Origin of the sequence: Bradyrhizobium sp. 482_C4_N1_8 (assembly GCF_052075965.1) — a bacterium.
GTDB classification, from domain to species: domain Bacteria; phylum Pseudomonadota; class Alphaproteobacteria; order Rhizobiales; family Xanthobacteraceae; genus Bradyrhizobium; species Bradyrhizobium barranii.
The window spans coordinates 5,194,592-5,217,022 of sequence record NZ_CP197231.1 but is presented as its reverse complement, the minus strand read 5'-3'; the positions used below and the strand labels follow the sequence as shown (position 1 = coordinate 5,217,022).

Sequence of the window (22,431 nt, the reverse complement as noted above, 5' to 3'; positions counted from 1 at the left end):
AATAATAGTGCATGAGCTGCCGGGGGAGGGGTTGGGCATGGCCGTCACAGCTACGGATGAGATCGTGTCGGGCACGGTCGACGTTCCCGCCTATGTCGATCGTCAGCCGGTTGGCGCCTTTCAGATCCGGGTTCTGCTCGTCTGCGCCGCGGTGCTGTTCATCGACGGCTTCGACACCCAGGCCATCGGTTATGTCGCGCCTGCAGTCGCGCAGGAATGGAAGCTGGCACGCGGGAGCCTCGGACCGGTGTTCAGCGCGGGGCTTCTGGGTCTCATGATCGGCGCCCTGATCTTCGGTCCGATGGCCGACAGGATCGGTCGCCGCCGCATCATCCTCGCAAGCGTGCTGGTGTTCGGCATCGGGACGCTGCTCACCGTGTTCGCGGTGGACACGACCTGGCTGATCGCGTTGCGCGTTCTGACCGGTCTTGGTCTCGGCGGTGCAATGCCCAATGCGATTGCGCTGACCTCCGAGTTCAGCCCGCATCGCCGCCGCGCCACCATGGTCATGATCATGTTCGCAGGCTTTTCGATCGGTGCGGCCCTGGGCGGGCTGCTGGCGGCCGCCATGATCCCCGCTTTCGGCTGGCGCTCGGTGTTCCTCGTCGGCGGCCTCGTGCCGCTGCTGCTTCTGCCTTTCCTCTTCAAGGCGTTGCCCGAGTCGATCCGGTTCCTGGCGATGATGGGCGGCCGCGACCGCGAGGTGGCGAACCTCCTGCAAAAGATAGCCCCGGGGGTATCCTTCGCCGGCAATGCCAAATTCGTGGTCCAGGAGCCCAAATTGTCGGGATTGCGCGTCGCGCATTTGTTTGCAGAGGGCCGCGCATCGGTGACGGTTCTGCTCTGGGTCGTGTTCTTCATGAGCCTGCTCGACCTGTATTTGCTGTCGAACTGGCTGCCCACCGTGCTGAACGATCTCGGCGTGTCGGTTTCGGGGGCGGCCGCGATTGGTGCGATGCTCCAGGTCGGCGGCGTGGTCGGCACGTTCACGCTCGGCCAATTCATCGACCGCTTCTCGTTTCGCGCGCTGTCGCTGACCTATCTCGCGGCGGCGGTCGCGGTTGCGGCCGTCGGCATGGCCAGCCATTCGATCGTGCTGGTCACGATCGCGATCTTCGCGTCGGGATTTTGCATCGTCGGGGGACAGATCGCCTCGAACGCGCTGACGGCGACCTTCTATCCGACGGCGATCAGATCGACCGGCGTGGGCTGGGCGCTGGGCATCGGCCGCATCGGCTCGATCGTGGGGCCTCTGATCGGCGGCGTGATGCTGGCCCGCGACATGGGACCGCAGCCGCTGTTTGGCGCTGCGGCCGTCCCGGCATTGATCGCCGCGGCGGCGGCCTTCGTGCTGGCACGGCGAGGCTAGCCGAGGCGATATATCCTGCCGAAGTGCCAGCGCTGCTTTCCTGCAACGCTCGTGTGCGCTTGTTGCCAACGAAATGACGTTGCAAGTTGCGGCCTGCCGCAATAGCCAAGATGTCGACGTTTTCTTTGGACAAGCTCGTCGTTTGGACAGGTCTGCGTCGTGACCTCCAATGACGCACCGTTGAGGAATCCCGCAATGTCCATGCTGCCCAATTCGCAAGAGGCCCGGGATGTGGCCTACCAGCTCCATTCCTATACCAACGCGCGCGCGCATCAGCAGGCCGGTCCGCTGGTGATCGAGCGCGGCGAGGGTCCTTACGTGTTCGACGCGTCGGGCAAGCGCTATTTCGAGGCCATGGCCGGCTTGTGGAGCGTCGGGCTCGGCTTCAACGAGAAGCGGCTGGTCGAGGCGGCGCACAAGCAGATGCTGGCGCTGCCGTTCTACCATACGTTCTCCGCCAAATCGCACGGGCCCTCGATCGACCTCGCCGAGAAGCTGGTGGCGCTCGCGCCGGTGCCGATGAGCAAGGTGTTCTTCACCAATTCCGGGTCGGAGGCTAACGACACCGTTCTCAAGCTGATCGCCTATCGCTCCAACGCGCTCGGCCAGCCCCAGCGCAAGAAGATCATCAGCCGGATGCGCGCCTATCACGGCGTCACCATTGCCTCGGCAAGCCTCACCGGCCTGCCGAACAACCACCGCTCGTTCGACCTGCCGCTGCCCAACATCCTGCACACGGGCTCGCCGCATTTCTACAAGGACGGCGCGCCCGGTGAGAGCGAGGAGGCGTTCGCGACGCGCCGGGCCGAGGAGCTCGACGCGCTGATCCAGAAGGAGGGCCCGGATACGATCGCGGCCTTCTTCGGCGAGCCGGTGATGGGCGCGGGCGGCGTCGTCGTGCCGCCGGCGACCTATTGGGACAAGATCCAGGCCGTCCTGAAGAAGTACGACATTCTGCTGGTCGCAGATGAGGTCATCTGCGGCTTCGGCCGTACCGGCAAGATGTTCGGCTGCGAGACCTATGGCATCAAGCCGGACGTGATGGTGGTCTCCAAGCAGATCACCTCGAGCTATTTCCCGCTGTCGGCGATCATCCTGAACGATCGCATGTTCGAGCCGATCGCGGACGAGAGCAACAAGATCGGCGTGCTCGGCCACGGTTTCACCGCGGGCGGCCATCCCGTCGGCTCGGCCATCGCGCTGGAGAACCTCAAGATCATCGAGGAGCGCGGCCTGGTCGCGCACGCCGCCGAGCTCGGCGGCTACATGCAGGGCAAGCTGCGCGAGCTCACCAGCGATCCGCTGGTCGGCGAGGTCCGCGGCGTCGGCATGATCGCGGCGATCGAGCTCGTGCTAGACAAGGGACGCAAGACCGCCGCCAGCACGCCCGGCGCCGTCGGCGGCATCGCCAGCCGCATGCTCCAGGAGCGCGGCGTGATCTCGCGCAACATGCTGGATGCCATCGCCATCTGCCCGCCGCTGATCGTCACCAAGGCCCAGATCGACGAGCTGATCGCGGCCATTACGGGCGTGCTGAACGACATGAAGCCGGAAGTGGCGAAGCTGACGCCGGCGTAGGCTCTCTCCTCGTCATTGCGAGGAGCCCGCAACAAAATTGCGAAGCAATTTTGCGCGGGCGACGAAGCAATCCAGACCGTCTCCGCGGAAAGATTCTGGATTGCTTCGCTTCGCTCGCAATGACGGCGTTGATGCAGTGAGCCTCGATTTATCACCGTCACCCTGAGGTGCTCGCCTCTTCGGCGAGCCTCGAAGGGCGACGGCCGACTGGCCGCAGCGGGGGCCGCTCATCCTTCGAGGCTCACGCCTCGCGACTCAGGATGACGGTTTAACCGGCTCCACCCGTTGGACCCCGATCACGCGGCCTTTCTCGATCGCGAGCGCCAGCTCGCCGCGCTTGAGCTTCAAGGCGGCGTCGCCGAACAACTCGCGGCGCCAGCCGCGCAAGGCCGGCACGTCGGCCTCGTCGTCCGCTGCGATCTCTTCGAGATCGTCGACAGTGGCGATCACCTTGCTGGCGACCGCGTGGCGCTCCGCGGTCATGCGCAGCAGCACCTTCAACAGCTCGACGATGGCGGCGCCATTGTTGTTGTTGCGCGGCTTCTCCAGCTTCGGCAGCGTCGCAAAGTCCCGCGCCAGCCCGCGCTCGACCGCGGCGACGATGTCCGCGCCCCATTTGGATTTCTCGAACCCCTTCGGCACCGAGCGCAGATGGGCGAGCTTCTCCAGCGTGTTCGGCGCGTGGGTCGCGATGTCGCTGATGGCTTCATCACGCAGCACGCGGCCGCGCGGCACGTCGCGGCTCTGCGCTTCCTGCTCGCGCCAGGCCGCGACCTCCATCAGGACCGCGAGGTCCTTCGGCTTGCGGACCCGCGTCTTCAGCCGTTCCCAGGCGCGCTCGGGGTGGAAGTCGTAAGTGCGGGGCGAGGTCAAAACCTCCATCTCGATGGAGACCCACTCGCTGCGGCGCCGCTTCTTGAGGTCGGCATCGAGCGCGGCGAACACGTCGCGCAGGTGCGTGACGTCGGACACCGCGTAGTGCATCTGCTCTTTCGTCAGCGGCCGGCGCGACCAGTCGGTGAAGCGGTGGGTCTTGTCCGGGCGGTGGCCCGCGACCTTCTCGACCAGCGCGTCATAGGCGATGCTGTCGCCGTAGCCGAGCACCATGGCCGCGACCTGGGTGTCGAACACCGGGTGCGGGATGATGTTGGCCTGGTGCCAGATGATCTCGATGTCCTGGCGGGCGGCATGGAATACCTTCAGCACGCCCTCGTTGCCCATCAGGTCGAAGAACGGCTTGAGGTCGATGCCCTCGGCCAGGGTGTCGATGACGATCGCTTCCTCGGGGCTGGCCATCTGCACCACGCACAGCAGCGGGTAGTAGGTGGTTTCGCGCAGGAACTCGGTATCGACTGTAATAACGGGGTGCTTGGCCAGCCGGCTGCAGGCAGCCGCGAGGTCAGCGGTGGTGGTAATCAAATCCATGAACGGCCCATGACACTTGGTATCAGCCGTTCTGCCGAAAGCGCTGTGATGTCAAGGGGCTCTAAGCGAATTCGAGCCTTGCATCGGGCCGGAATCGTCTCTTTCCGACGAAATTCCTATTCGTAACGGATCCGGTGCGAGGATTTGCGCGCGCAGGGCAGCGCCACCACGACCACGCACATGGCGACCAGCGCCAGCCCCAGGAACTCGAAAACCAACAGATCCACGGCGAAATCTCCAGAAACATTGATAGATTTGTCGGGGGTACGTTGAGGGTCTGTTAATGCTCGTGGTTACCGGCCGCCCGGCAAGCCGGATGGTGGACGGGGAGTTAACGGGGGCGGGCTCGACCATCACCCCATGAGCTTCGGCAAGACGGCGGCGAGCGCGTCCACGGCGGCACGGACTTTTGGCGGAATCCGGGGCGAACGGGGCCACAGCGCGTGGCAGTCGTAGAGGAATTCGGGCTGGCCTTCGAAGAGGCCGACCAGCGCGCCGGTATTGAGACGCTCGCGGACCAGCCAATAAGGCAGCCAGGAGAGACCCATGCCTTGCGCGGCGGCGTCCGCGATCGCCTCCATATCGTCGAGCCTCAGCCGGCCTGAAGGCATGATCTCGCGTGCCGGCTGGTCGGCTTGCGGAAACAGCCACGGCCGGACGCGTCCAGAGCGGCGATAGATGATCGCCTGATGCGCGGCGAGATCGTCGAGCGATTTCGGCTTGCCGTTGGCGCGCAAATAGGACCGCGCGCCGCACACCACCATGCGCTGGCTTGCGATGCGCCGCGTGATCAGACCGGACTGGTCGTCGAGATCGCCGGTCCGGATCGCAAGATCGTAGCCGGCCTCGATGATGTCAGCGATCGGATCGCCGAAGGAGAGGTCGAGCTCGAGATGCGGATATTTTCGCGCGAGCTTCATCAGCAAGGGCGCGATGCAGTGTCGGCCCAGCAGGGCAGGCATGGTCACGCGCAGCCTGCCGCGCGGCGCGGAGAGTTCATCGGCCACGACGGCGTCGGCGGCTTCGGCCTCGCTGAGTACCGTGCGGCAGCGCTCGTAATAGACTTGGCCAGCTTCGGTCAGGCTCTGGCGCCGCGTGGTGCGGTTGAGGAGGCGGACGCCGAGGCGTTCTTCGAGGAAGCGCACATGCTTGCCGACCATCGGCCCCGACATCTCCAGGGCGTCGGCCGCTGCTGCGAACGAGCCGAGATCGACGGCCCGGACGAATACGGCCATGCTGGTCAGGCGGTCCATGATTGAAAACTCCTGGTTTCGACTGTTCGCGCATTCGGGCCATTTATCCACTTCGGTGGGATCGGCATAGCTCCATTCAGTTCAACTGTTTTGGAGTGTATCCATGACCCGCGTCGTTCGCTTTCACCGGTATGGCGGTCCCGAAGTGCTTTGCATCGAGACCGTCGACGTTCCACCGCCGGGAAAGGGCGAGGTGCAGATCCGGGTCAGGGCACTCGGTCTCAACCGTGCAGAGGCCCTGTTGCGGACGGGCACCTATATCGAGACCGCGACATTTCCGTCCGGCCTTGGTCTGGAGGCGGCAGGTATCGTCGAGGCCATCGGCGAAGGCGTGGCCGGCTTTGCGCCGGGCGATGCGGTCAGCATCGTGCCGCCGCTGTCGATGGTGCGATGGCCGGCCTATGCCGAGCTTACCACCTTTCCGGCCGAGCTCGTCGTGAAGCATCCGCCCGAGCTTGGCTTCGAGGCGGCGGCCGCGGTGTGGATGCAGTATCTGACGGCCTACGGCGCGCTGGTCGACATCGCCGGACTTGGGCGAGGGGATGTCGTCGCCATCACGGCGGCATCGAGCAGCGTCGGGCTTGCGGCCATCCAGATCGCGAACCGGATCGGCGCGGTCCCGGTCGGCCTGACGCGGACCTCGACCAAGCGGCGCGCCTTGCGCGATGCCGGCGCCGCGCACGTGATCGCCTCGGACGAGGAGGACATCGGAGCGCGGCTCGCGGAGATCGCCGGTTCAAACGGCGTCCGCGTGGTGTTTGACGCCGTCGGCGGTCCCGCATTCGAGCCGCTGACCGCGGCGATGTCACCGGGCGGTATCCTGATCGAGTATGGCGGGCTAAGCCCCGCGCCGACGCCGTTCCCACTCTTCAACGTGTTGACCAAGAGTCTGGTCCTGCGCGGCTACCTCGTGCACGAGATCATCCGCGATCCCGTGCGCCTTGCGCGGGCAAAGGCGTTCATCCTCGATGGGTTGGCGGACGGCAGCTTGAAGCCGGTGATCGCCAGAACGTTCCCGTTCGATGAGATCGTCGAGGCGCATCGTTTCCTGGAGTCGAACAATCAGTTCGGCAAGATCGTTGTGACGATCTAAACGCGCGCGGCGCGTGGCTCACGTCGCGGCGATCAGCCCCCCTCGAATATTCTCTTGCGGGCATTTTCGACATGCGTGCGCATGGCGCGGCGGGCGCCGTCCTCGTCTTGTGCCTCGATGGCCTCGAACACGCGGCGATGCTCCTGCTGCCCCCTGAGAATGCGGCCGCGCGGCTGAATGAGCGACAGGTTGCGGTTGAGATTGACGCCAATGGCGATCTGCTCCCTCAACGACGTCAGCGTCTCGACAAAGAACCGGTTGCCGCTCGCCTCCGCAATCGTGCGGTGGAAGAGGAGATCTTCCTCGACACCAAGGCCGCCCTCGCGCCCTTGGGCGACCATCGTATCCAGCCTGGTCAGCACCTGCTGAATGCGGCGCAGGCTTTGCCTGTCCCGATTACGGGCGGCGAGGGCCGCGGCATCACCCTCGACGGCCATCCGGAACACGAAGCAGCGCTGGATGTCGGGGATGCTACTGACAGGCGCGAAGTCGAAGGCATTGGCGGCCGGGCGCCGCGTCACGAACCAGCCCGCACCCTGGCGTGATGCGATCAGCCCGTCGTCGCGCAATCGCGTCAGCGCCTCGCGAACGACGGGCCGCGACACGCCAAGGAGTTCGGCAAGGCCATTCTCGGGCGGTAGCCGGCAGTTCACGGGAAGGATGCCGATCGCGATCTGACCGAGCACATGGTCGTAGATCCGGTCGCTCAATCGTCCCGTCGAGGACGACAGCGGCAACTCCACGGATTTCATCGCAGGCTTTTTCAAGTCCGGCTCCGCCCGGTTTTGCGTTCGGCTTCCAAACAAGTTTTTGACATTTCAGTCCGTGCACAAGGCGCTCGGCCGCCAGTTTAAAACAGCTACAGAACAGACCGCTTGACAACCAGCGAAGATTTCGTCGATGCTTGCCTTACAAATAAATAACAAGTTGCGCAAAAAATAAAGCGCGTGGGAGGCGAGAATGAAACCGAGGTCAGCAACCCCAATGGTCGCCGCCCTGTTGGGGGCGTGTCTTTGCAGCGGAGCCCTGGCCGCTCCGGTCAGTCTTTCGATCATTGATACCGGCGGTGACCTGGCCTCGGTGCAGACCATCATCGAGAACTACAAGAAGGCGAATCCGGACAAGGTCAGCGAGATCAGAATCCAGCGCGCGCCCGCGCCGGAGCTTCCGGCCAAGATCAAGGCGCAGCAGGACGCCGGACGCCTCGATATCAATCTGGTGCTGACCGGGCAGGATGGCGGCGCACTGCTGGCCCAGAACGGCCAGCTCATCGCCATCCCCGATTATCAGAAGACCTTTCCGCGCGACGGCCTCACCGATGCGGGCAAGGCGCTTTACGACGAGGGCAAGGGCGTCCTGATTCCGTCAGTCGGCAATGCCGGTGGACCGGTGCTGATCTACAATCCGGCGAAGGTGCCGAGCCCGCCGAAGACCGCGCAGGAATTGCTGACTTGGGTGAAGGCGAACCCGGGCAAATTCATGTATGCGCGTCCGGCGAACAGCGGGCCGGGCCGCGCGATCCTCCAGGGCTTTGCCTTCATTCTTGGGGACTCCAAGCCGCTCGACCCCGAAAAGGGCTGGGACAAGAGCTGGGATTTCCTGAAAGAGCTCGGCAAGTCCGTCGAATATTATCCGACCGGTACCGCGATCACGTTGAAGGAATTCGCCCAGGGGCAACGCTGGATGATCGCCGGGATCATGGAATGGGACATGAAGCCGCGCGCGCAGAGCGTGATCCCGCCGGACTCGAAGATCGCAATTTTGGAGAACACGACGTTCGTGGTGGACGGCCATTATTGGTGCATCCCGAAGGGCGTACCGCAGGAACAGGTCGATGTCATCGTCGACCTCATGAAGTTCATGTGGAAGCCGGAGCAGCAGGCGCTCACCTGGAAGGCCTTCATCGGGCCGGTCGTGAAGGCCGCGGCCCTCGCATCGGCGCCCAAGGATATCCAGGACGAGGTGAAGGAGTTCTGGCGTCCTGAATATGATCAGATCGGGACCAAATGGAAAGTATCGCCTCCGCTGGGCGTGACCGAGCTGAGCTACGCGATGGAACGGTGGGACCGTGAGGTCGGCGCCGATCAGGTCAAGAAATAACAATAACCGGGACCAAGACGCGAGGGCGCGCAGGTGCGGCCCTCGCGTGCGTATGCGGGGCGGGGAATGGCCGACTCTATCGATAAGCTGCAGATGTCGATCACCAAGCGTTATGGCGGCAAGGTGGTGCTCGACCACTTTCCGCTGGAGGTCGGCGGCCGCGAGTTCGTTACCTTCCTGGGGCCGAGCGGGTGCGGAAAGTCCACGGCGCTCGGCATCATCGCAGGCCTGGTGCCGCCGAGCGACGGCGAGATCCATCTCAACGGACGACGGATTGACGATGTCTCGCCCGAAAAGCGCGGGTTCGGCATGGTGTTCCAGAACTACGCGCTGTTTCCGCATCTGACTGTGTTCGGCAACGTCGCCTTCGGCCTCTCTCTCCAGAAGCGGCCGTCTGCGGAAATCGAGCAGCGCGTGCGGGACATGCTCGGTCTGGTGCGTCTTGCCGGTTATGAAGACCGCTATCCCGGTCAGCTCTCGGGCGGACAGCAGCAGCGTGTCGCCATCGCGCGCGCTCTTGTGCTGCACCCTCGGTTGATGCTGTTCGACGAGCCGTTGTCCAACCTCGACGCGAAGCTCCGCGTCGAGATGCGCGCCGAGATCAAGCAGCTGCACGCACAGCTCGGCCTGACCTCCATCTACGTCACCCACGACCAGGCCGAAGCTCTCTCGCTCTCCGACCGCATCGTCGTGCTGCGCGAAGGTGTGCTCATGCAGGTCGGGACGCCGCAGGAAATCCACGACCGTCCCAAGAACGTCTTCGTGGCGGATTTCATGGGCTTCCGAAATTTCCTCGATGTGACGCTCGGCAAGGAAGCGGGCGGTATGATCGATGCCGGTTTCAAGGGGCAAATCCTGCAGGCCAGGGCCAGGGATAGCTTCCGCCCGGGCGAGCACGCCGTTCTGGCGATCCGGCCGGAAGATGTGCGTCTCGGCAAATTTGGCGATGGCGTCAACGTGCTGCGCGGCAAGGTCGAGCTGGTCGAATATCTCGGACGCGAGCAGGAGGCCGAGATCGCGCTCGATGGCGGCACAAGGCTCTGGGTGCGCTCGCACGAGAAGCTCGTACTGGGCGAGATGCTGGATCTGACCTTGCCGGCGGACAAGTTCGTTCTGCTGCGTCGCGAGTGAGGGGACAGATCGTGGCCCGCATCCGCTCTGATTCTCGCAGCGAACTGGACCTCGTCGCGATCCTCTGTCTTGCGCCGTCGCTGCTCTACGTGCTCGCGATGTTCGTCTACCCGTTCCTCTACGGGATCTACATCAGCTTGCAGCCGAAGAAGCGCGACGCCGGGATATTCTCGAACTATGTCGCGTTCTTCAACGACGCCTACCAGTACAATACGATCAAGACGACCTTCATGTTGGCGTTGCCGACGACGGTCGCGGTCGTGTTGGTTGCGCTGTTCCTCGCATACGGCATGCGGCGTGGCATCTGGTTCGAGCGCACCATCACGACCATTCTCGTGCTTCCGATCTCGCTCGGTGTCGTCTTCCTGTCGGAAGGGATCCTCGGCTTCTACGGCCACAATGGCTGGCTGAACCAGTTGCTGCTTGCGGTCGGATTGATCCAGAACCCGCTCGAGCTGACCCACAATTCGATCGGCGTCATCTTCTCGCTGTTCATGCAGAACTTTCCGTTCTGCTTCCTGATGTTGCTCGGTTACATCTCCGGCATCGACCCGAGCCTGGAAAGCTCCGCACGCATGCTGGGCGCCGGGCCCTGGACCATCTTCCGGCGCGTCATGTTCCCGTTGATCGCACCGGGCCTGATCATCGCGTTTGCCCTCGTCTTCGTGATGAGCTTTGCGGTGTTTCCATCCGCGGTGATGGTTGGCCAGCCGGCCGGTTCGACGCGGACGATCTCGATCGCGGCCTACCAGCAGGCCTTCGAGCAATATGACATGTCCTACGCATCCGCGATCGCGGTCATCATGGGGCTCTGCCAGCTCGCGGCGCTGGTGGTCATCGTGCTGGTGCGCCGCCGGATGACGATTGCAACAACCATGGGCGTCGGCAAACGCTGAGGGGGCGCCAATGCGCGGACGGATGTGGAAATTGGCGATCTACCTGTTCCTGCTGGGATTCATCCTGAACCTGGTCGGCATCGTGACGCATGTCGTGGTGAGCTCGTTCGCCAAACGCTGGTTCGGCAAGCCGTTGCCGCCGGCGTTCACGACGGATTGGTTTACCTACGCCTGGCGGGAGTTCGAGCTGTCCCATGTTCTCTTCATCACGCTGTTCATCGCGCTGGCCGTGGTCTTCATCGCGCTCGCGATCGGATTTCCAGCGGCCTACGTGCTGGCGCGGCGGAATTTCAACGCCAAGCCGGTCCTGCTGCTGCTCTACTTCCTGCCGCTGCTGATCCCTCAGATGACCTACGGCATTCCGCTTGCCACGACGCTTTATGGGTTCGGTGTCGGCGGGACGGTCATTGGCGTCATTCTCGCCGTGCTCGTCCCGATGGTTCCTCTTGCCGTCTTCATCCTGTTGCCGTTCTTCGAGCAGATCAGCTTGAACCTTGAATGGTCGGCGCAGATGCTCGGCGCGAGCCGGCTGCAGATATTCCGCCGCATCCTGTTGCCGCTGATGCTGCCCGGCATTTTGACGGCGGGCCTGCTGGTTCTCGTGAATACGATCTCGAACTTCGAGCTGGCGTTTCTGCTCGCGGGCGGGGGATCGCAGACCCTGGTCGTCGCGCTGTATTACAACGTCTTCGCTGGCGGTGTGCGGCCGGTCTATTCGATTGATGCGATGGCTGTCATCTACATGTGCACCGTCATGGCTGTGCTGCTGGTCGCATTGCGGTTCGTGCGTCCGACGCAGATGGTGTTCAGGCTCGACGGCAGGCGCAACTGACGCGATCACGGCCCCTGAAATGATTTCGGCGCCCCACACCGTGGAGCGCCGAGGTTGTTTGGCTGATCGCTGGCCTCACGGCAGCTTCAGCGAGGTCTCCGCGTTGTACGGCCTCAGCGTCTCGTCGGCAGCCTTCTGGGCGGCGACCAGCGCCTCCTTCGGCTGCTTCTTGCCGTTGAGGACCAGCATGACCTCGTCCTCGAGCGTCTTGCGGACCGGCACGGTCTTGTAGGTCGCGAACCAGGGTTTTGCGACGTCGAGCTGCTCGACGGCGGTCTTGGCGTCCGGGTTCTTGTTGAGGAAGTCGACCATGTCAGGCGTCTTGTAGGCGGCCATGTTGGGCGCGAAATAGCCGGTGGCGCGGCTCCACCAGGCGCTCTTCTCGGGCGAGGTCATCCACTTGATCAGCGTCCAGGCGGCCTTCTGCTTGTCGGCTTCGAGGCCGGCCGGAACGATCAGCGAGGCGCCACCGATCGGCACGGCGTTGCGGACGTTGCGCGGGATGAACGCGACCTTGTAGTTGAACTTGGCGTTGTCGCGCACATAGGTCAGCGAGCCCGTCGAGAGCATCATCATCGCGGCATTGCCGGAGATGAAGGAGGTGCTGACGGCCGGGCCGGGCGTCGCGCCGGGGGCGTGGACCTTGTGCTTGTAGACGAGGTCGTTCCACCAGGTCAGCGCGCCCAGCATCGAGGGCGTGTCGTAATAGACTTCGCCGCCGAATTCCTCGTTGTAGTAGCGCCCGCCATTGGTCATGGTGAGCGTTTCCATCATCCAGCCGCAATAGTCATAGGCGCAGGGGATCGCGATGCCCCATTGGGTCACCTTGTCGCCTTCGCGCTTGGTGAGCTTCTTGGCCCAGTCGGTGAGCTCGGCCCAGGTCTGCGGCGGCTTGCTCGGATCGAGGCCGGCTTCCTTGGCCTTGTCGGCGTTGATGTAGAGCAGCGGCGTCGAATTGTGGAAGGGCACGCCGTAGACCGAGCGGTCGATCACCGCGTTGCCCTGCAGCGCCGGGAAGAACTGGCCCAAGAACTTTTCCTTGGTGGAGCCGTCGGCGGCGATCAGGCTGTCGAGATTGGTGAGCTCGTTCTCGATCTGCATGTCGAGCAGGAAGTTCGCGGACATGATCACGGCGGCCGGCGGCTTGCCGGCCTTGATGGCCGCGCGCGTCTTGATCAGCGTGTCGTCATAGGAGCCGGTGTAGACCGCGGTCGCCTTGATGGCGGGATGGGTCTCGTTGAACTCCTTGATCAAGGTGCCCATGTCGCGGGCGAGCTTGCCGTCGACGGGAACGGGGAAGAACAGGTCGATCTCGGTCGGACCTTCGGCCATTGCCGGGAAGGCGAGGGCGCCTGCCATAGAGCCTGCCATGGCGAGGCCAAGCATGAGCCTGCGGGTAAACAGCATCGAAAAATCTCCTATTTGATGCCTGAGGTGACGAAAGAGCTGATGAAGCGTTTCTGGAAGATCAGGAATGTGATGAGCAGCGGCGCGATCACCATCAGCGTGCCGGCGGCAATCGTGCCCCAGGCCTGCGTGCCTTCGGCGGTCGCGGTGAAGACGGACAGACCGACCGTGAGCGGCCGCTTGTCCGGCGAATTGATCACCATCAGCGGCCACAGGAAGTCGTTCCAGTGGCTGGTGACGGAGATGATGGCGAAGGCCGAGAAGCTCGGCATCGACAGCGGCACGTAGATGTGGCGGATGCGCTGGAGAAGGCTGGCGCCGTCGATCAGGGCGGCGTCTTCCAGCTCGGTCGGAATGGCTTCAAAAGCCTGCCGCATCAGGAAGGTGCCGAAGGCCGAGGCGAAGAACGGCATCATCACGCCGGCGAGCGTGTCGTAGAGCCCGAGCTGCGCCACCAGGCTCAAATTCGGCACGATCAGCAGCACCGGCACCAGCATCAGCTGCATCAGGAACAAATAGAAGATCAGCGTCTTGCCGGCGAATTCGAGCCGCGCAAAGGCAAAGCCCGCCAGCGTGATCGTGACGAACTGCACCAGCAGAATGCCGGTGCAGATGATCGTGGTGTTGAGGGTGTAGCGCGGGAAATCGCCGATCTCCCAGGCATCCCTGACATTGTCGAGGGTCGGCTTCAGGCTCGGCATCAGCTCGGCCATCACGTTGATGCCGTCGGACGCCGGGCGCAGCGTCGCCACGCCCATCCACAGGAACGGGATCAGCCAGACGATGGCGAGCAAGATCGTCAACACGAAGCCGAGCTTGGGCGTGATCTCGCGGCGGGTGGCGAGCGGGGCATCCTTGAGCAGGCGGTCGATCAGCGTCATGGCCCGCCCTCGCGGTTTGCCATCGTCCGGAAGGAGAGCGCGGTGAGGCCCATCAGCGCCGCAAGCGTCAGCAGTGTCGCTGCCGAGGCCTTGCCGATGTCGTAATGCTCGACCGCCTGCTGGTAGATGTAGAACAGCACAAGATTGGTCGAGTTGGACGGCCCGCCCTTGGTCATGACGAAGACGTGGTCGACCTGCGTGACCGCGTTGAGCGTGGCGATGACAATGACGAACAGGAAGGTCGGCTTGAGCTCGGGCAGGATGATGTAGCGCAGCCGCATGAACGGGCCGGCGCCATCGAGATGCGCGGCTTCCATGACATCCTCGGGCACGGCCTGGAGGCCAGCGAGGAAGAACAGCATGTAGTAGCCGGCGTTCTTCCAGATGGTGATCACCATGATCGCATAGAGCGCGATGTCGGGGTCGCCGAGCCAGTTCGGCACCACCGGAAGCAGGCGGCCGATGTAGTAGTCGAGCAGGCCGACATTGGGCAGGAAGATGAACAGGAACAGCGCGGAGGCCGCGACCATCGGGATCAGCACCGGCAGGAACAGCGCCGCGCGCAGCGCGCTGCTCACCGCATTGGTGCGCGACAGCGCCAGCGCGAACAGCAGTGCAAGTCCGATGCTCGGGATCGCCGTGCCGATGGCGTAGACGAGATTGTTGACGACCGCGCCGGTGAAGGCGGGATCGGCAAGCACGGCACTGACATTGTCGAGGCCGACGAAGCGGACCGGTGCCTTCGGCGTCGCGCGCTGGTAGAGCGCGTCGATCAGCACGCGGCCCATCGCGCCATAGGTGAACAGTGCGAGGAAGACCAGTGATGGCAGAAGCAACAGATAGGCAGGCAGCGAGGCGTTGAAGCGGCCTACAAACCGCTTCAGGACGTGCAGACGCGGTGCCGCCGAAGTCGCGACCGGGAGAGCCGCGGGTTCAGCGAGGCTCATCTCATCGCGCCGGGAAATTGAGCGCATAGTCGCGGTCGTTCATTCCCGTCGGTGCGGCGAATGGAAAGCGCAGACTGGTGTCGAGGAAGTCGTGGCTGTGCACGACCAGGTTCTCGCTGTCGATGAGCACCACGCCATAGGCCGGCGGCTCATGGCTGGCGAGATGGTCGGTCGCGGCAGCGTCGAGCTCGAACCAGACCTGGTGGTTGGTGCCGCGGAGCGTCGAGAACGGGATCTTGCCGTAGCTGCCGAAGATCGGCCGGTGCACGTGGCCGAAGAAGAGGTGGCGGATGCGTGCGCGATAGGGCGCGATCACCTCGGCGAATTCGGCGCTCTGCGCCAGTGCGATCTCGTCCATCGCGTGGACGCCGACCGGGAAGGGCGGATGATGCATGAAGACGACGAACGGCATGTCGGCGGGCGCTGCGGCCAGCGTGCTCGCGAGCCAGCCGAGGCGCTTGGCGCACATCTCGCCGGCGTGGCTGGTCTCGTCCAGCGTGTCGAGGAAGACGAACAGGCCGTGCTCGGTGGTGCGGGTGCCCTGGACGAAGCCGTTCGGGTCGCGCGGCGCGGCCTTCAGGCCGTCGAGGCAGGCCACGCGCTTGTCGTGATTGCCGACCATGGCGATATAAGGGATTTTCAGCGCGCCCATCGCCTCGGCGAAATTGATGTAGGATTCAGGCTCGCCCCAATGGGTGAGGTCGCCGGTCACGACTGCGAAGGCAGCGTCGGACTGGTGCTTGTTGATGTTGGCAACCGCCGCGTCCAGCCGGGCGCGCGGATCGAGGCCATAGAGCTTCAGTCCGGGGTTCGCGAGATGCGTGTCGGTGATGTGGATGAATTTGAAGGGCATGGCGCGTCAGGACTGTTGGAGGATGGGCGCCTCCGGCAGGACGTCCCTGATAGGCCGTTAGAGTGCCAGTGTTTCAGTTTGATGACAGCGGTTCCTGCGGCGCGTGGAAGATGTGGACATGCTTGGGACGACCGGGCGAGCGTACTCTGGGGCCGAATGACCTCTCACGATTGAGGCGCAAGATGCGGTCTACCTTGCCGCGAAGATGCGGTCGTGGTTTGCTCATGCTGCTCACCGAATTTGCATCACGAGACCTCCGAATGTTGCCGCCGCGTGGCCTCCCCAAGCTGGGTTTGCTTGCCGTCTCCCTGCTGCTTGTCGTCCTCTCCGCCGTCCCCGATGCGGCGCGCGCCGAATTCAATTTCGCCCGTTACAAGGAGACCGATCTCGACGAGTTCCTGGCACGGCGGCGACCGGCCACCGGCCTCGACGTCTACCCGATGTCGCCGCTGAAGCTCGACGTCACGCTGGCCTCCCACGGCGAGCCGTGCGCAAGCGGCGCGCTCAAGCGATCGCTGATCATGAGCGGCATGCCCAAGACCGACGCCGACGCCTTGCAGGCGACCAACTGCATCACGGTCCGCTCCGCCAAGGGGCGCGAGCTCAAGGTCTTCATCCAGGATGTGGTCTACGGCTTCTTGCCGGCGGAGGTGCCGGTCGGGGACAAGCTCTCGCTCTATGCGATCCATGCCTTCACGTCCCCCGAAGGGCCGGGGCTGCTGGTCAATGAATTCCTCACCCCGCGCAGCTTTCCGCGCGCCGACAAGCCGGCAGACAAGACGATGACCTCCTGTGGATGCTGGACCCAGGACGAGCATCCCGGCGTCGATTTCACCTCCGACAAGGCAGGCGGTCCGGTGGCGGCGATGGCGGACGGCGTCGTCGTCAAGATCGAGACCAGCGAGCAGGCGCCGGCCGACCTGCCCGTGATCGGCGGTTGCGGCCGCTATGTCGTGCTCAAGCACACCTATCCCAACGGCGGCGTCATCTACACGCGCTACGTCCAGCTTGGCCGCATTGTCGGGCCGAAGGGAGAGGCGCTTGCGGTGGGCGCGAGCGTCAAGGCAAAGGACACGATCGGCGAGATCGACCCGAACAAGGTGCTGCATTTCGAGATCCGCCCCGTCGCGCCCGGAACGACGACGACGAACAAGGCCTGGGCCGAGCGGTATGCCAACGTGCCCGACATGGAGTGGTCCCGCTACGATCCCGTCGATCCGCAGAAGTTCGACGCGGCGTCGTTCGGCGGGATCAGGAAGGCGACGAAGTAAGAAGGTGCGTAGGGTGGATTAGCCGAAGGCGTAATCCACCACTGTGAGCCAACTTCAAGTTGTGTTATCGGTGATATGTCCGACTACCGCCGCGCATTCATCCCCGGAGGGGGCTGGTTCTTCACCGTGAACCTGCTCGATCGGCGGAAAGCTCTTTTGACCCACCACATCGAAATCTTACGGGACGCGGTCGCCGCAACGCGCCGGAGCCATCCTTTCGAGATCGATGCTTTCGTAGTTTTACCGGATCATCTCCACGCGATCTGGAAGCTGCCACCGGACGATGCCAATTTTTCGGTCCGCTGGAGGCTGATCAAGACGCGATTTGCCAAAGCACTCCCAGCGAATGAGCGGCTGAGCGTTGTCCGTGCGGCGCGGAACGAACGCGGCATCTGGCAACGCCGGTTCTGGGAGCATCTGATCCGTGACGAGGCCGACTACGCCCGCCACGTCGAATATTGCTATTACAATCCCGTCAAGCACGGTCATGTCTCGAAGGTTTGCGATTGGCGGTACTCGTCATTTCACCGCGATGTGCGGGCTGGATTATTTCCCGAGGATTCGGGCGGTGACGCCAAGATCGCGGGCGAATTCGGTGAGCGGGCGTGACGATCGCGTTAGCTCGTAGGGTGGATTAGCGAAGCGTAATCCACCTCTGTACTCTCGTCTGGTTGAGAGAAGCGGTGGATTACGCCTTCGGCTAATCCACCCTACGCACCGAGTTTGTTGCTATGTCCCGCAGAACGTCTGCAGCACTCGCTGGTCCGGCAGCGGCGGATCGGCGTAGGCGGCATAGTCCGGCTGCTCCTCGAACGGCTTGGCCAGCACCTTCACCAGCTCTTCGAACGGCGCGTAGTCGTCGTTGTTCACCGCGGCCTGGATCACGGCCTCGACGCGGTGGTTGCGCGGGATGAAGATCGGGTTGACGGCGTGCATGGCGGCCTGCCGCTCGGCTGCGGCCTGCGGCTCCAGCGCGGTGCGCTCGCGCCAGCGTCTGGCCCAGTCGTCGAGGGCTGAGGGGTCCATGAACTGCGCGCGGACGTCGGCAGCGGCGGCCTCGTCGCCTGCGGCGTCACCGAGCTTGCGGAAGGTGAGGGTGAAGTCGGCCTGGTTCTTGGCCATGGCGTCCAGCAGGTCCTGGATCAGCGCCTCGTCGCCGTCGCGTTCCGTGAACAGGCCGACCTTCTTGCGCAGGCCTGCTTGATAGGCGGTGCTGAACGTCTCGGAGAAAGCGCCGAGAATGTCCTGGGCTTCCGCGACCGCCTTCTCCTGATCGTCGGAGAACAGCGGCAGCAGGCATTCGGCGAGCCGGGTCAGATTCCACAGCGCGATGCGCGGCTGGTTGGCATAGGCATAGCGGCCCATCTCGTCGATCGACGAAAACACCTGCGCGGGGTTGTAGGCATCCATGAAGGCGCAGGGGCCGTAATCGATGGTCTCGCCCGAGATCGAAGAGTTGTCGGTGTTCATCACGCCGTGGATGAAGCCGACCAGCAACCAGCGCGCGATGAGATCGGCCTGACGCGCGACGACGCCGGCGAGCAGGGCGTGATAGGGGCGCTCTGCATGGAGCAGATCCGGATAGTGGCGGGCGATGACGTGGTCGGCGAGCCGGCGGATCGCGCCGGTGTCGCGGCGGACGGCGAAGAACTGGAAGGTGCCGACGCGGATGTGGCTCGCGGCGACGCGCGTCAGCACAGCGCCGGGCAGCGCGGTCTCGCGGATGACGTGCTCGCCGGTGACGACCGCGGCGAGCGAGCGCGTGGTCGGGATGCCGAGCGCAAACATGGCTTCGCTGACGATGTATTCACGCAGCACCGGACCCAACGCAGCACGGCCGTCGCCGCGGCGGGAGAACGGGGTGGGACCCGAGCCCTTGAGCTGGATGTCGCGGCGGATGCCGTCTCTGTCGATGACCTCGCCGAGCAGGATCGCTCGGCCGTCGCCGAGCTGGGGCACGAATTGCCCGAACTGGTGGCCGGCATAGGCCATGGCGATTGGGTCGGCGCCAGCGGGAACCGTTTTCCCGGCCAGGATTTCGGCACCCTCAGGGGTCTCTAGCAGGTCAGGGTCGAGCCCGAGCTGGACCGCCAGCGGCCGGTTCAGCTTGATCAGCCGGGGGGCGGCCACAGGGGTCGGCGCGACCCGGGCAAAGAAGCTGTCCGGCAGTGCCGAATACGAGTTCTGGAAGGGGAAATGGACGGTCATGGAGGTAAAGATAGGCGGGGAACGCCTGATGGCAAAGGCTTGAGGCCCAATCGGCCAAAAATGGGCGCTTCGGCCCCAAAACAGCCCGTTCCCTTGGTTGCCGCCTCCGGCCTCGTCGGGTAAACCCTGCCGCAACTTCGGACCGGTCGTTTCAGGCCGTCCGATTCGACCCCTCCGACATTGATTTTGGGACGACCATGCATCGCTACCGGTCACATACATGCGGCGCGCTCCGCGAGAGCAACATCGGCGAAACAGTTCGCCTCTCGGGCTGGGTCCATCGCGTTCGCGACCATGGCGGCGTGCTGTTCATCGACCTGCGCGACCATTACGGCCTGACCCAGTGCGTGGTCGATCCGGACTCGCCGGCGTTCGCGCTGGCCGAAAAGCTCCGGTCGGAATTCGTGGTCAAGATGGACGGCAAGGTCCGCCGCCGCCCCGAGGGGACCGACAATGACGATCTGCCGACCGGCAAGATCGAGATCTATGTCAGCGAGATTGAGGTGCTCGGTCCGGCCGGCGACCTGCCGCTGCCGGTGTTCGGCGATCAGGAATACCCTGAGGACATCCGCCTGAAGTACCGCTTCCTCGATTTGCGCCGCGAGAAGCTGCACCAGAACATCATGACGCGCGTCGAAATCATCAAGTCGATGCGTCGGCGCATGGAGGGGCAGGGGTTCTTCGAGTTCAACACCCCGATCCTGACTGCGTCCTCGCCGGAAGGCGCGCGCGACTTCCTGGTGCCCTCGCGCATCCATCCCGGCAAGTTCTATGCGCTGCCGCAGGCGCCGCAGCAGTACAAGCAGCTGCTGATGATGTCGGGCTTCGACCGCTATTTCCAGATCGCGCCCTGCTTCCGCGACGAGGACCCGCGCGCCGACCGTCTGCCGGGCGAGTTCTACCAGCTCGACGTCGAGATGAGCTTTGTCACGCAGGAGGACGTGTTCGCGGCGATGGAGCCCGTGATCACCGGCGTGTTCGAGGAGTTCGCCAAGGGCAAGCCGGTGAGCAAGAACTGGCGCCGTATCCCGTTCGCCGAAGCGCTACGCAAATACGGCAGCGACAAGCCGGACCTGCGCAACCCGATCGAGATGCAGGACGTCTCCGAGCATTTCCGCGGCTCCGGCTTCAAGGTCTTTGCGCGCATGCTCGAAGACCCCAAGAACCAGGTCTGGGCGATCCCGGCGCCGGGCGGTGGCAGCCGCGCGTTCTGCGACCGCATGAACTCGTGGGCGCAGGGTGAAGGCCAACCCGGTCTCGGCTACATCATGTGGCGCGAGGGCGGCGAGGGCGCGGGTCCGCTCGCGAACAACATTGGGCCAGAGCGTACGGCTGCGATCCGCGCGCAGATCGGCGTCAAGGAAGGCGATGCCGCCTTCTTCGTCGCCGGCGACCCCGACAAGTTCTGGAAATTCTCAGGTCTTGCCCGCAACAAGGTCGGCGAGGAATTGAACCTCACCGACAAGGAGCGGTTCGAGCTCGCCTGGATCGTCGACTTCCCGATGTACGAGTACAACGAGGACGACAAGAAAGTCGACTTCTCGCACAACCCGTTCTCGATGCCGCAGGGCGGTCTCGACGCGTTGAAGGGCCAGGACCCGCTGACCATCAAGGCGTTCCAGTACGACATCACCTGCAACGGCTACGAGATCGCCTCGGGCGGCATCCGCAACCACGTGCCGGAAGCGATGGTGAAGGCGTTCGAGATCGCGGGTTACGGCGAGCAGGAAGTGGTCGACCGCTTCGGCGGCATGTACCGCGCCTTCCAATACGGCGCGCCGCCGCATGGCGGCATGGCCGCGGGCGTCGACCGCATCGTGATGCTTCTGTGCGGCACCAATAATCTGCGCGAGATCTCGCTTTTCCCGATGAACCAGCAGGCCATGGATCTGCTGATGGGCGCGCCGTCGGAGCCCAGCACCAAGCAGCTCCGCGAGCTGCATGTGCGGGTGAATCTGCCGCAGAAGTGATCTGAGCCGGTTTTCGGTCCCGTACCCCGGACGCAGCGCAGCGCGACTTCGGCGGTGCGCTGCGGAGCCGGGGCCCACGTCTCGGCGAGCAGCGGCGCTTCTGGGTCCCTGTGTCTTGGAAGCCTGTCATGATGGAGTGGGCGGGAAGCCGTTGGGTCCTTGGCGCTTGACGCCGTGATCCGGCCCGGTCTCCCGCCCGTTCCATCTATCAACCTGAACAGTTGCACGAGGCTGCGGCAACAGACCTCGCATCACAGGGACAGGCACCGTGATCATACCCCTTCGTTACGTCGGAATCGACGTCTCCAAACAACATCTCGATATCTTCGATGAGGGCTTGGGTGTGCCGGAGCGCATCGCCAACGCGCCGCAGGCCATCACACAGATCGTGGCGCGTTGGCGATGCGACGTGCTGGTCGTCTTCGAGGCAACGGGTGTCTATGATCTCGAACTTCGCGAGGCGCTGGGTCAGGCCGGTATCCGCTTCGCGCGGATCAACCCGGCCCGGGCTCGCGACTTTGCGCGCGCCAGCGGCCAGCTCGCCAAGACCGACCCGATCGATGCGAGGATGCTGGCGGCCTTTGCGCGGGCCCTGAAGCCAGCCACCGAGCAAATTGCCAATCCCGCCCGCAATGCCTTGGCGAGGCTCGCAAAACGGCGGGATCAGCTGGTCCTCATGCGTGCGCAGGAGAAGAACCGGCGCAGCGAGGCCGACGACCGTGCCATGGCCGATCGTATCGGCCGTCTCATCGAGGTCCTCGACGGCGAGATCGCCGAGATCGAGGCCGACATCAGCACGCTGATCAAGACCGAGCCGGAGATCTCGGGCGATGCGCAGTTGATACGTTCACTTCCTGGCGTGGGTCCCGTAACCTGCATGCAACTGATCGCGCAGATGCCGGAACTCGGAAAAGTGGGACCGAAGCAGGTGGCAGCGCTAGCCGGCCTGGCTCCCTTCAACGTCGACAGCGGGGCTTACCGTGGCAAACGTAAGATCGCCGGGGGCCGAAAGCGCGTCCGTGATGCCCTTTACATGGCTGCTCTCAACGCGGTCCGCCGGGCCGATCCGTTCAAGGTCTTTTACGTACGATTGCGACAGGCCGGCAAACCAGCCAAACTCGCCCTCATTGCCGTCGCCAGGAAGCTGCTGACGGTCCTCAACGCCATGATGCGCGACAGGAAGCCCTACCTGAACGTCAAGCCGACATAACAGTTGC

At 64.1% G+C, this 22,431-nt stretch carries 19 protein-coding genes; 11 read left to right on the top strand and 8 right to left on the bottom strand.

Annotated features, from left to right (window positions below):
- The first annotated feature begins 37 nt into the window (after positions 1 to 37).
- Both AB7Z56_RS25235 and AB7Z56_RS25230 read left to right on the top strand, forming a co-directional pair.
- Positions 38 to 1,369 (top strand): MFS transporter, encoded by a 1,332-nt coding sequence (locus tag AB7Z56_RS25235; RefSeq protein ID WP_208071750.1) that lies wholly within the window; start codon positions 38 to 40, stop codon positions 1,367 to 1,369.
- A 195-nt stretch (positions 1,370 to 1,564) separates the two neighbouring features.
- Positions 1,565 to 2,947, top strand: a complete 1,383-nt coding sequence (locus AB7Z56_RS25230) for an aspartate aminotransferase family protein (RefSeq protein ID WP_071914591.1) — start codon at positions 1,565 to 1,567, stop codon at positions 2,945 to 2,947.
- A 255-nt stretch (positions 2,948 to 3,202) separates the two neighbouring features.
- On the opposite strand, the gene rnd is transcribed toward AB7Z56_RS25230, so the two are convergent.
- Both rnd and AB7Z56_RS25220 read right to left on the bottom strand, forming a co-directional pair.
- Complete coding sequence (gene rnd, locus AB7Z56_RS25225; protein WP_085402881.1) at positions 3,203 to 4,372, bottom strand: ribonuclease D; 1,170 nt, start codon at positions 4,370 to 4,372, stop codon at positions 3,203 to 3,205.
- Positions 4,373 to 4,725: 353 nt separating this feature from the next.
- Positions 4,726 to 5,625 carry a LysR family transcriptional regulator gene (locus tag AB7Z56_RS25220; RefSeq protein WP_354131214.1) on the bottom strand — a complete coding sequence of 300 codons (900 nt, stop codon included), beginning with the start codon at positions 5,623 to 5,625 and terminating at the stop codon, positions 4,726 to 4,728.
- 103 nt (positions 5,626 to 5,728) lie between these two features.
- Between AB7Z56_RS25220 and AB7Z56_RS25215 the strand changes: the two genes are divergently transcribed.
- Positions 5,729 to 6,718, top strand: coding sequence for a zinc-dependent alcohol dehydrogenase family protein (locus AB7Z56_RS25215; RefSeq protein WP_354131215.1), 990 nt, complete (start codon positions 5,729 to 5,731; stop codon positions 6,716 to 6,718).
- A 32-nt stretch (positions 6,719 to 6,750) separates the two neighbouring features.
- Here the strand turns inward: AB7Z56_RS25215 and AB7Z56_RS25210 are convergent, their stop codons facing one another.
- Positions 6,751 to 7,428, bottom strand: a complete 678-nt coding sequence (locus AB7Z56_RS25210) for a FadR/GntR family transcriptional regulator (protein ID WP_354131216.1) — start codon at positions 7,426 to 7,428, stop codon at positions 6,751 to 6,753.
- A gap of 250 nt (positions 7,429 to 7,678) precedes the next feature.
- Between AB7Z56_RS25210 and AB7Z56_RS25205 the strand changes: the two genes are divergently transcribed.
- The 4 genes from AB7Z56_RS25205 (at position 7,679) to AB7Z56_RS25190 (ending at position 11,677) form a co-directional block, all read left to right on the top strand.
- Positions 7,679 to 8,818 (top strand): ABC transporter substrate-binding protein, encoded by a 1,140-nt coding sequence (locus AB7Z56_RS25205; RefSeq protein WP_354131217.1) that lies wholly within the window; start codon positions 7,679 to 7,681, stop codon positions 8,816 to 8,818.
- A gap of 66 nt (positions 8,819 to 8,884) precedes the next feature.
- On the top strand, positions 8,885 to 9,949 hold the full coding sequence (locus AB7Z56_RS25200) for an ABC transporter ATP-binding protein (RefSeq protein ID WP_354131218.1): 1,065 nt from the start codon (positions 8,885 to 8,887) through the stop codon (positions 9,947 to 9,949).
- An 11-nt stretch (positions 9,950 to 9,960) separates the two neighbouring features.
- Positions 9,961 to 10,845, top strand: coding sequence for an ABC transporter permease (locus AB7Z56_RS25195; protein ID WP_028147781.1), 885 nt, complete (start codon positions 9,961 to 9,963; stop codon positions 10,843 to 10,845).
- A gap of 10 nt (positions 10,846 to 10,855) precedes the next feature.
- Positions 10,856 to 11,677: an ABC transporter permease gene (locus tag AB7Z56_RS25190; protein ID WP_354131219.1), complete on the top strand. Its 822-nt coding sequence runs from the start codon at positions 10,856 to 10,858 to the stop codon at positions 11,675 to 11,677.
- 75 nt (positions 11,678 to 11,752) lie between these two features.
- Here AB7Z56_RS25190 and AB7Z56_RS25185 read toward each other — a convergent pair whose 3' ends face one another.
- From AB7Z56_RS25185 to AB7Z56_RS25170, 4 genes are read right to left on the bottom strand one after another with little or no spacing between them, the layout of a single operon-like run.
- Entirely contained in the window at positions 11,753 to 13,084 is a 1,332-nt protein-coding gene (locus AB7Z56_RS25185) for an ABC transporter substrate-binding protein (protein ID WP_354131220.1), read from the bottom strand.
- Positions 13,085 to 13,095: 11 nt separating this feature from the next.
- Positions 13,096 to 13,965: a carbohydrate ABC transporter permease gene (locus AB7Z56_RS25180; RefSeq protein WP_135215311.1), complete on the bottom strand. Its 870-nt coding sequence runs from the start codon at positions 13,963 to 13,965 to the stop codon at positions 13,096 to 13,098.
- Positions 13,962 to 14,912 (bottom strand): carbohydrate ABC transporter permease, encoded by a 951-nt coding sequence (locus AB7Z56_RS25175; RefSeq protein ID WP_167768106.1) that lies wholly within the window; start codon positions 14,910 to 14,912, stop codon positions 13,962 to 13,964. Before AB7Z56_RS25175 ends, AB7Z56_RS25180 begins: the two co-directional genes overlap by 4 nt.
- Before the next feature lies 1 nt (position 14,913).
- A complete protein-coding gene (locus AB7Z56_RS25170) occupies positions 14,914 to 15,765 on the bottom strand; it encodes a phosphodiesterase (protein ID WP_135215313.1) in 852 nt (283 codons plus the stop codon).
- A gap of 260 nt (positions 15,766 to 16,025) precedes the next feature.
- On the opposite strand from AB7Z56_RS25170, the gene AB7Z56_RS25165 reads away from it, so the two are divergent.
- Both AB7Z56_RS25165 and AB7Z56_RS25160 read left to right on the top strand, forming a co-directional pair.
- On the top strand, positions 16,026 to 17,036 hold the full coding sequence (locus AB7Z56_RS25165) for a M23 family metallopeptidase (protein WP_354131221.1): 1,011 nt from the start codon (positions 16,026 to 16,028) through the stop codon (positions 17,034 to 17,036).
- A 75-nt stretch (positions 17,037 to 17,111) separates the two neighbouring features.
- Complete coding sequence (locus tag AB7Z56_RS25160; RefSeq protein ID WP_135215315.1) at positions 17,112 to 17,645, top strand: REP-associated tyrosine transposase; 534 nt, start codon at positions 17,112 to 17,114, stop codon at positions 17,643 to 17,645.
- Positions 17,646 to 17,765: 120 nt separating this feature from the next.
- On the opposite strand, the gene AB7Z56_RS25155 is transcribed toward AB7Z56_RS25160, so the two are convergent.
- Positions 17,766 to 19,244 carry a protein adenylyltransferase SelO gene (locus AB7Z56_RS25155; RefSeq protein WP_135215316.1) on the bottom strand — a complete coding sequence of 493 codons (1,479 nt, stop codon included), beginning with the start codon at positions 19,242 to 19,244 and terminating at the stop codon, positions 17,766 to 17,768.
- Positions 19,245 to 19,441: 197 nt separating this feature from the next.
- Between AB7Z56_RS25155 and aspS the strand changes: the two genes are divergently transcribed.
- Both aspS and AB7Z56_RS25145 read left to right on the top strand, forming a co-directional pair.
- Positions 19,442 to 21,214, top strand: a complete 1,773-nt coding sequence (gene aspS / locus AB7Z56_RS25150; RefSeq protein WP_135215317.1) for an aspartate--tRNA ligase — start codon at positions 19,442 to 19,444, stop codon at positions 21,212 to 21,214.
- Positions 21,215 to 21,482: 268 nt separating this feature from the next.
- Positions 21,483 to 22,424, top strand: a complete 942-nt coding sequence (locus AB7Z56_RS25145) for a transposase (protein ID WP_208067597.1) — start codon at positions 21,483 to 21,485, stop codon at positions 22,422 to 22,424.
- The last annotated feature ends 7 nt before the right edge of the window (positions 22,425 to 22,431 follow it).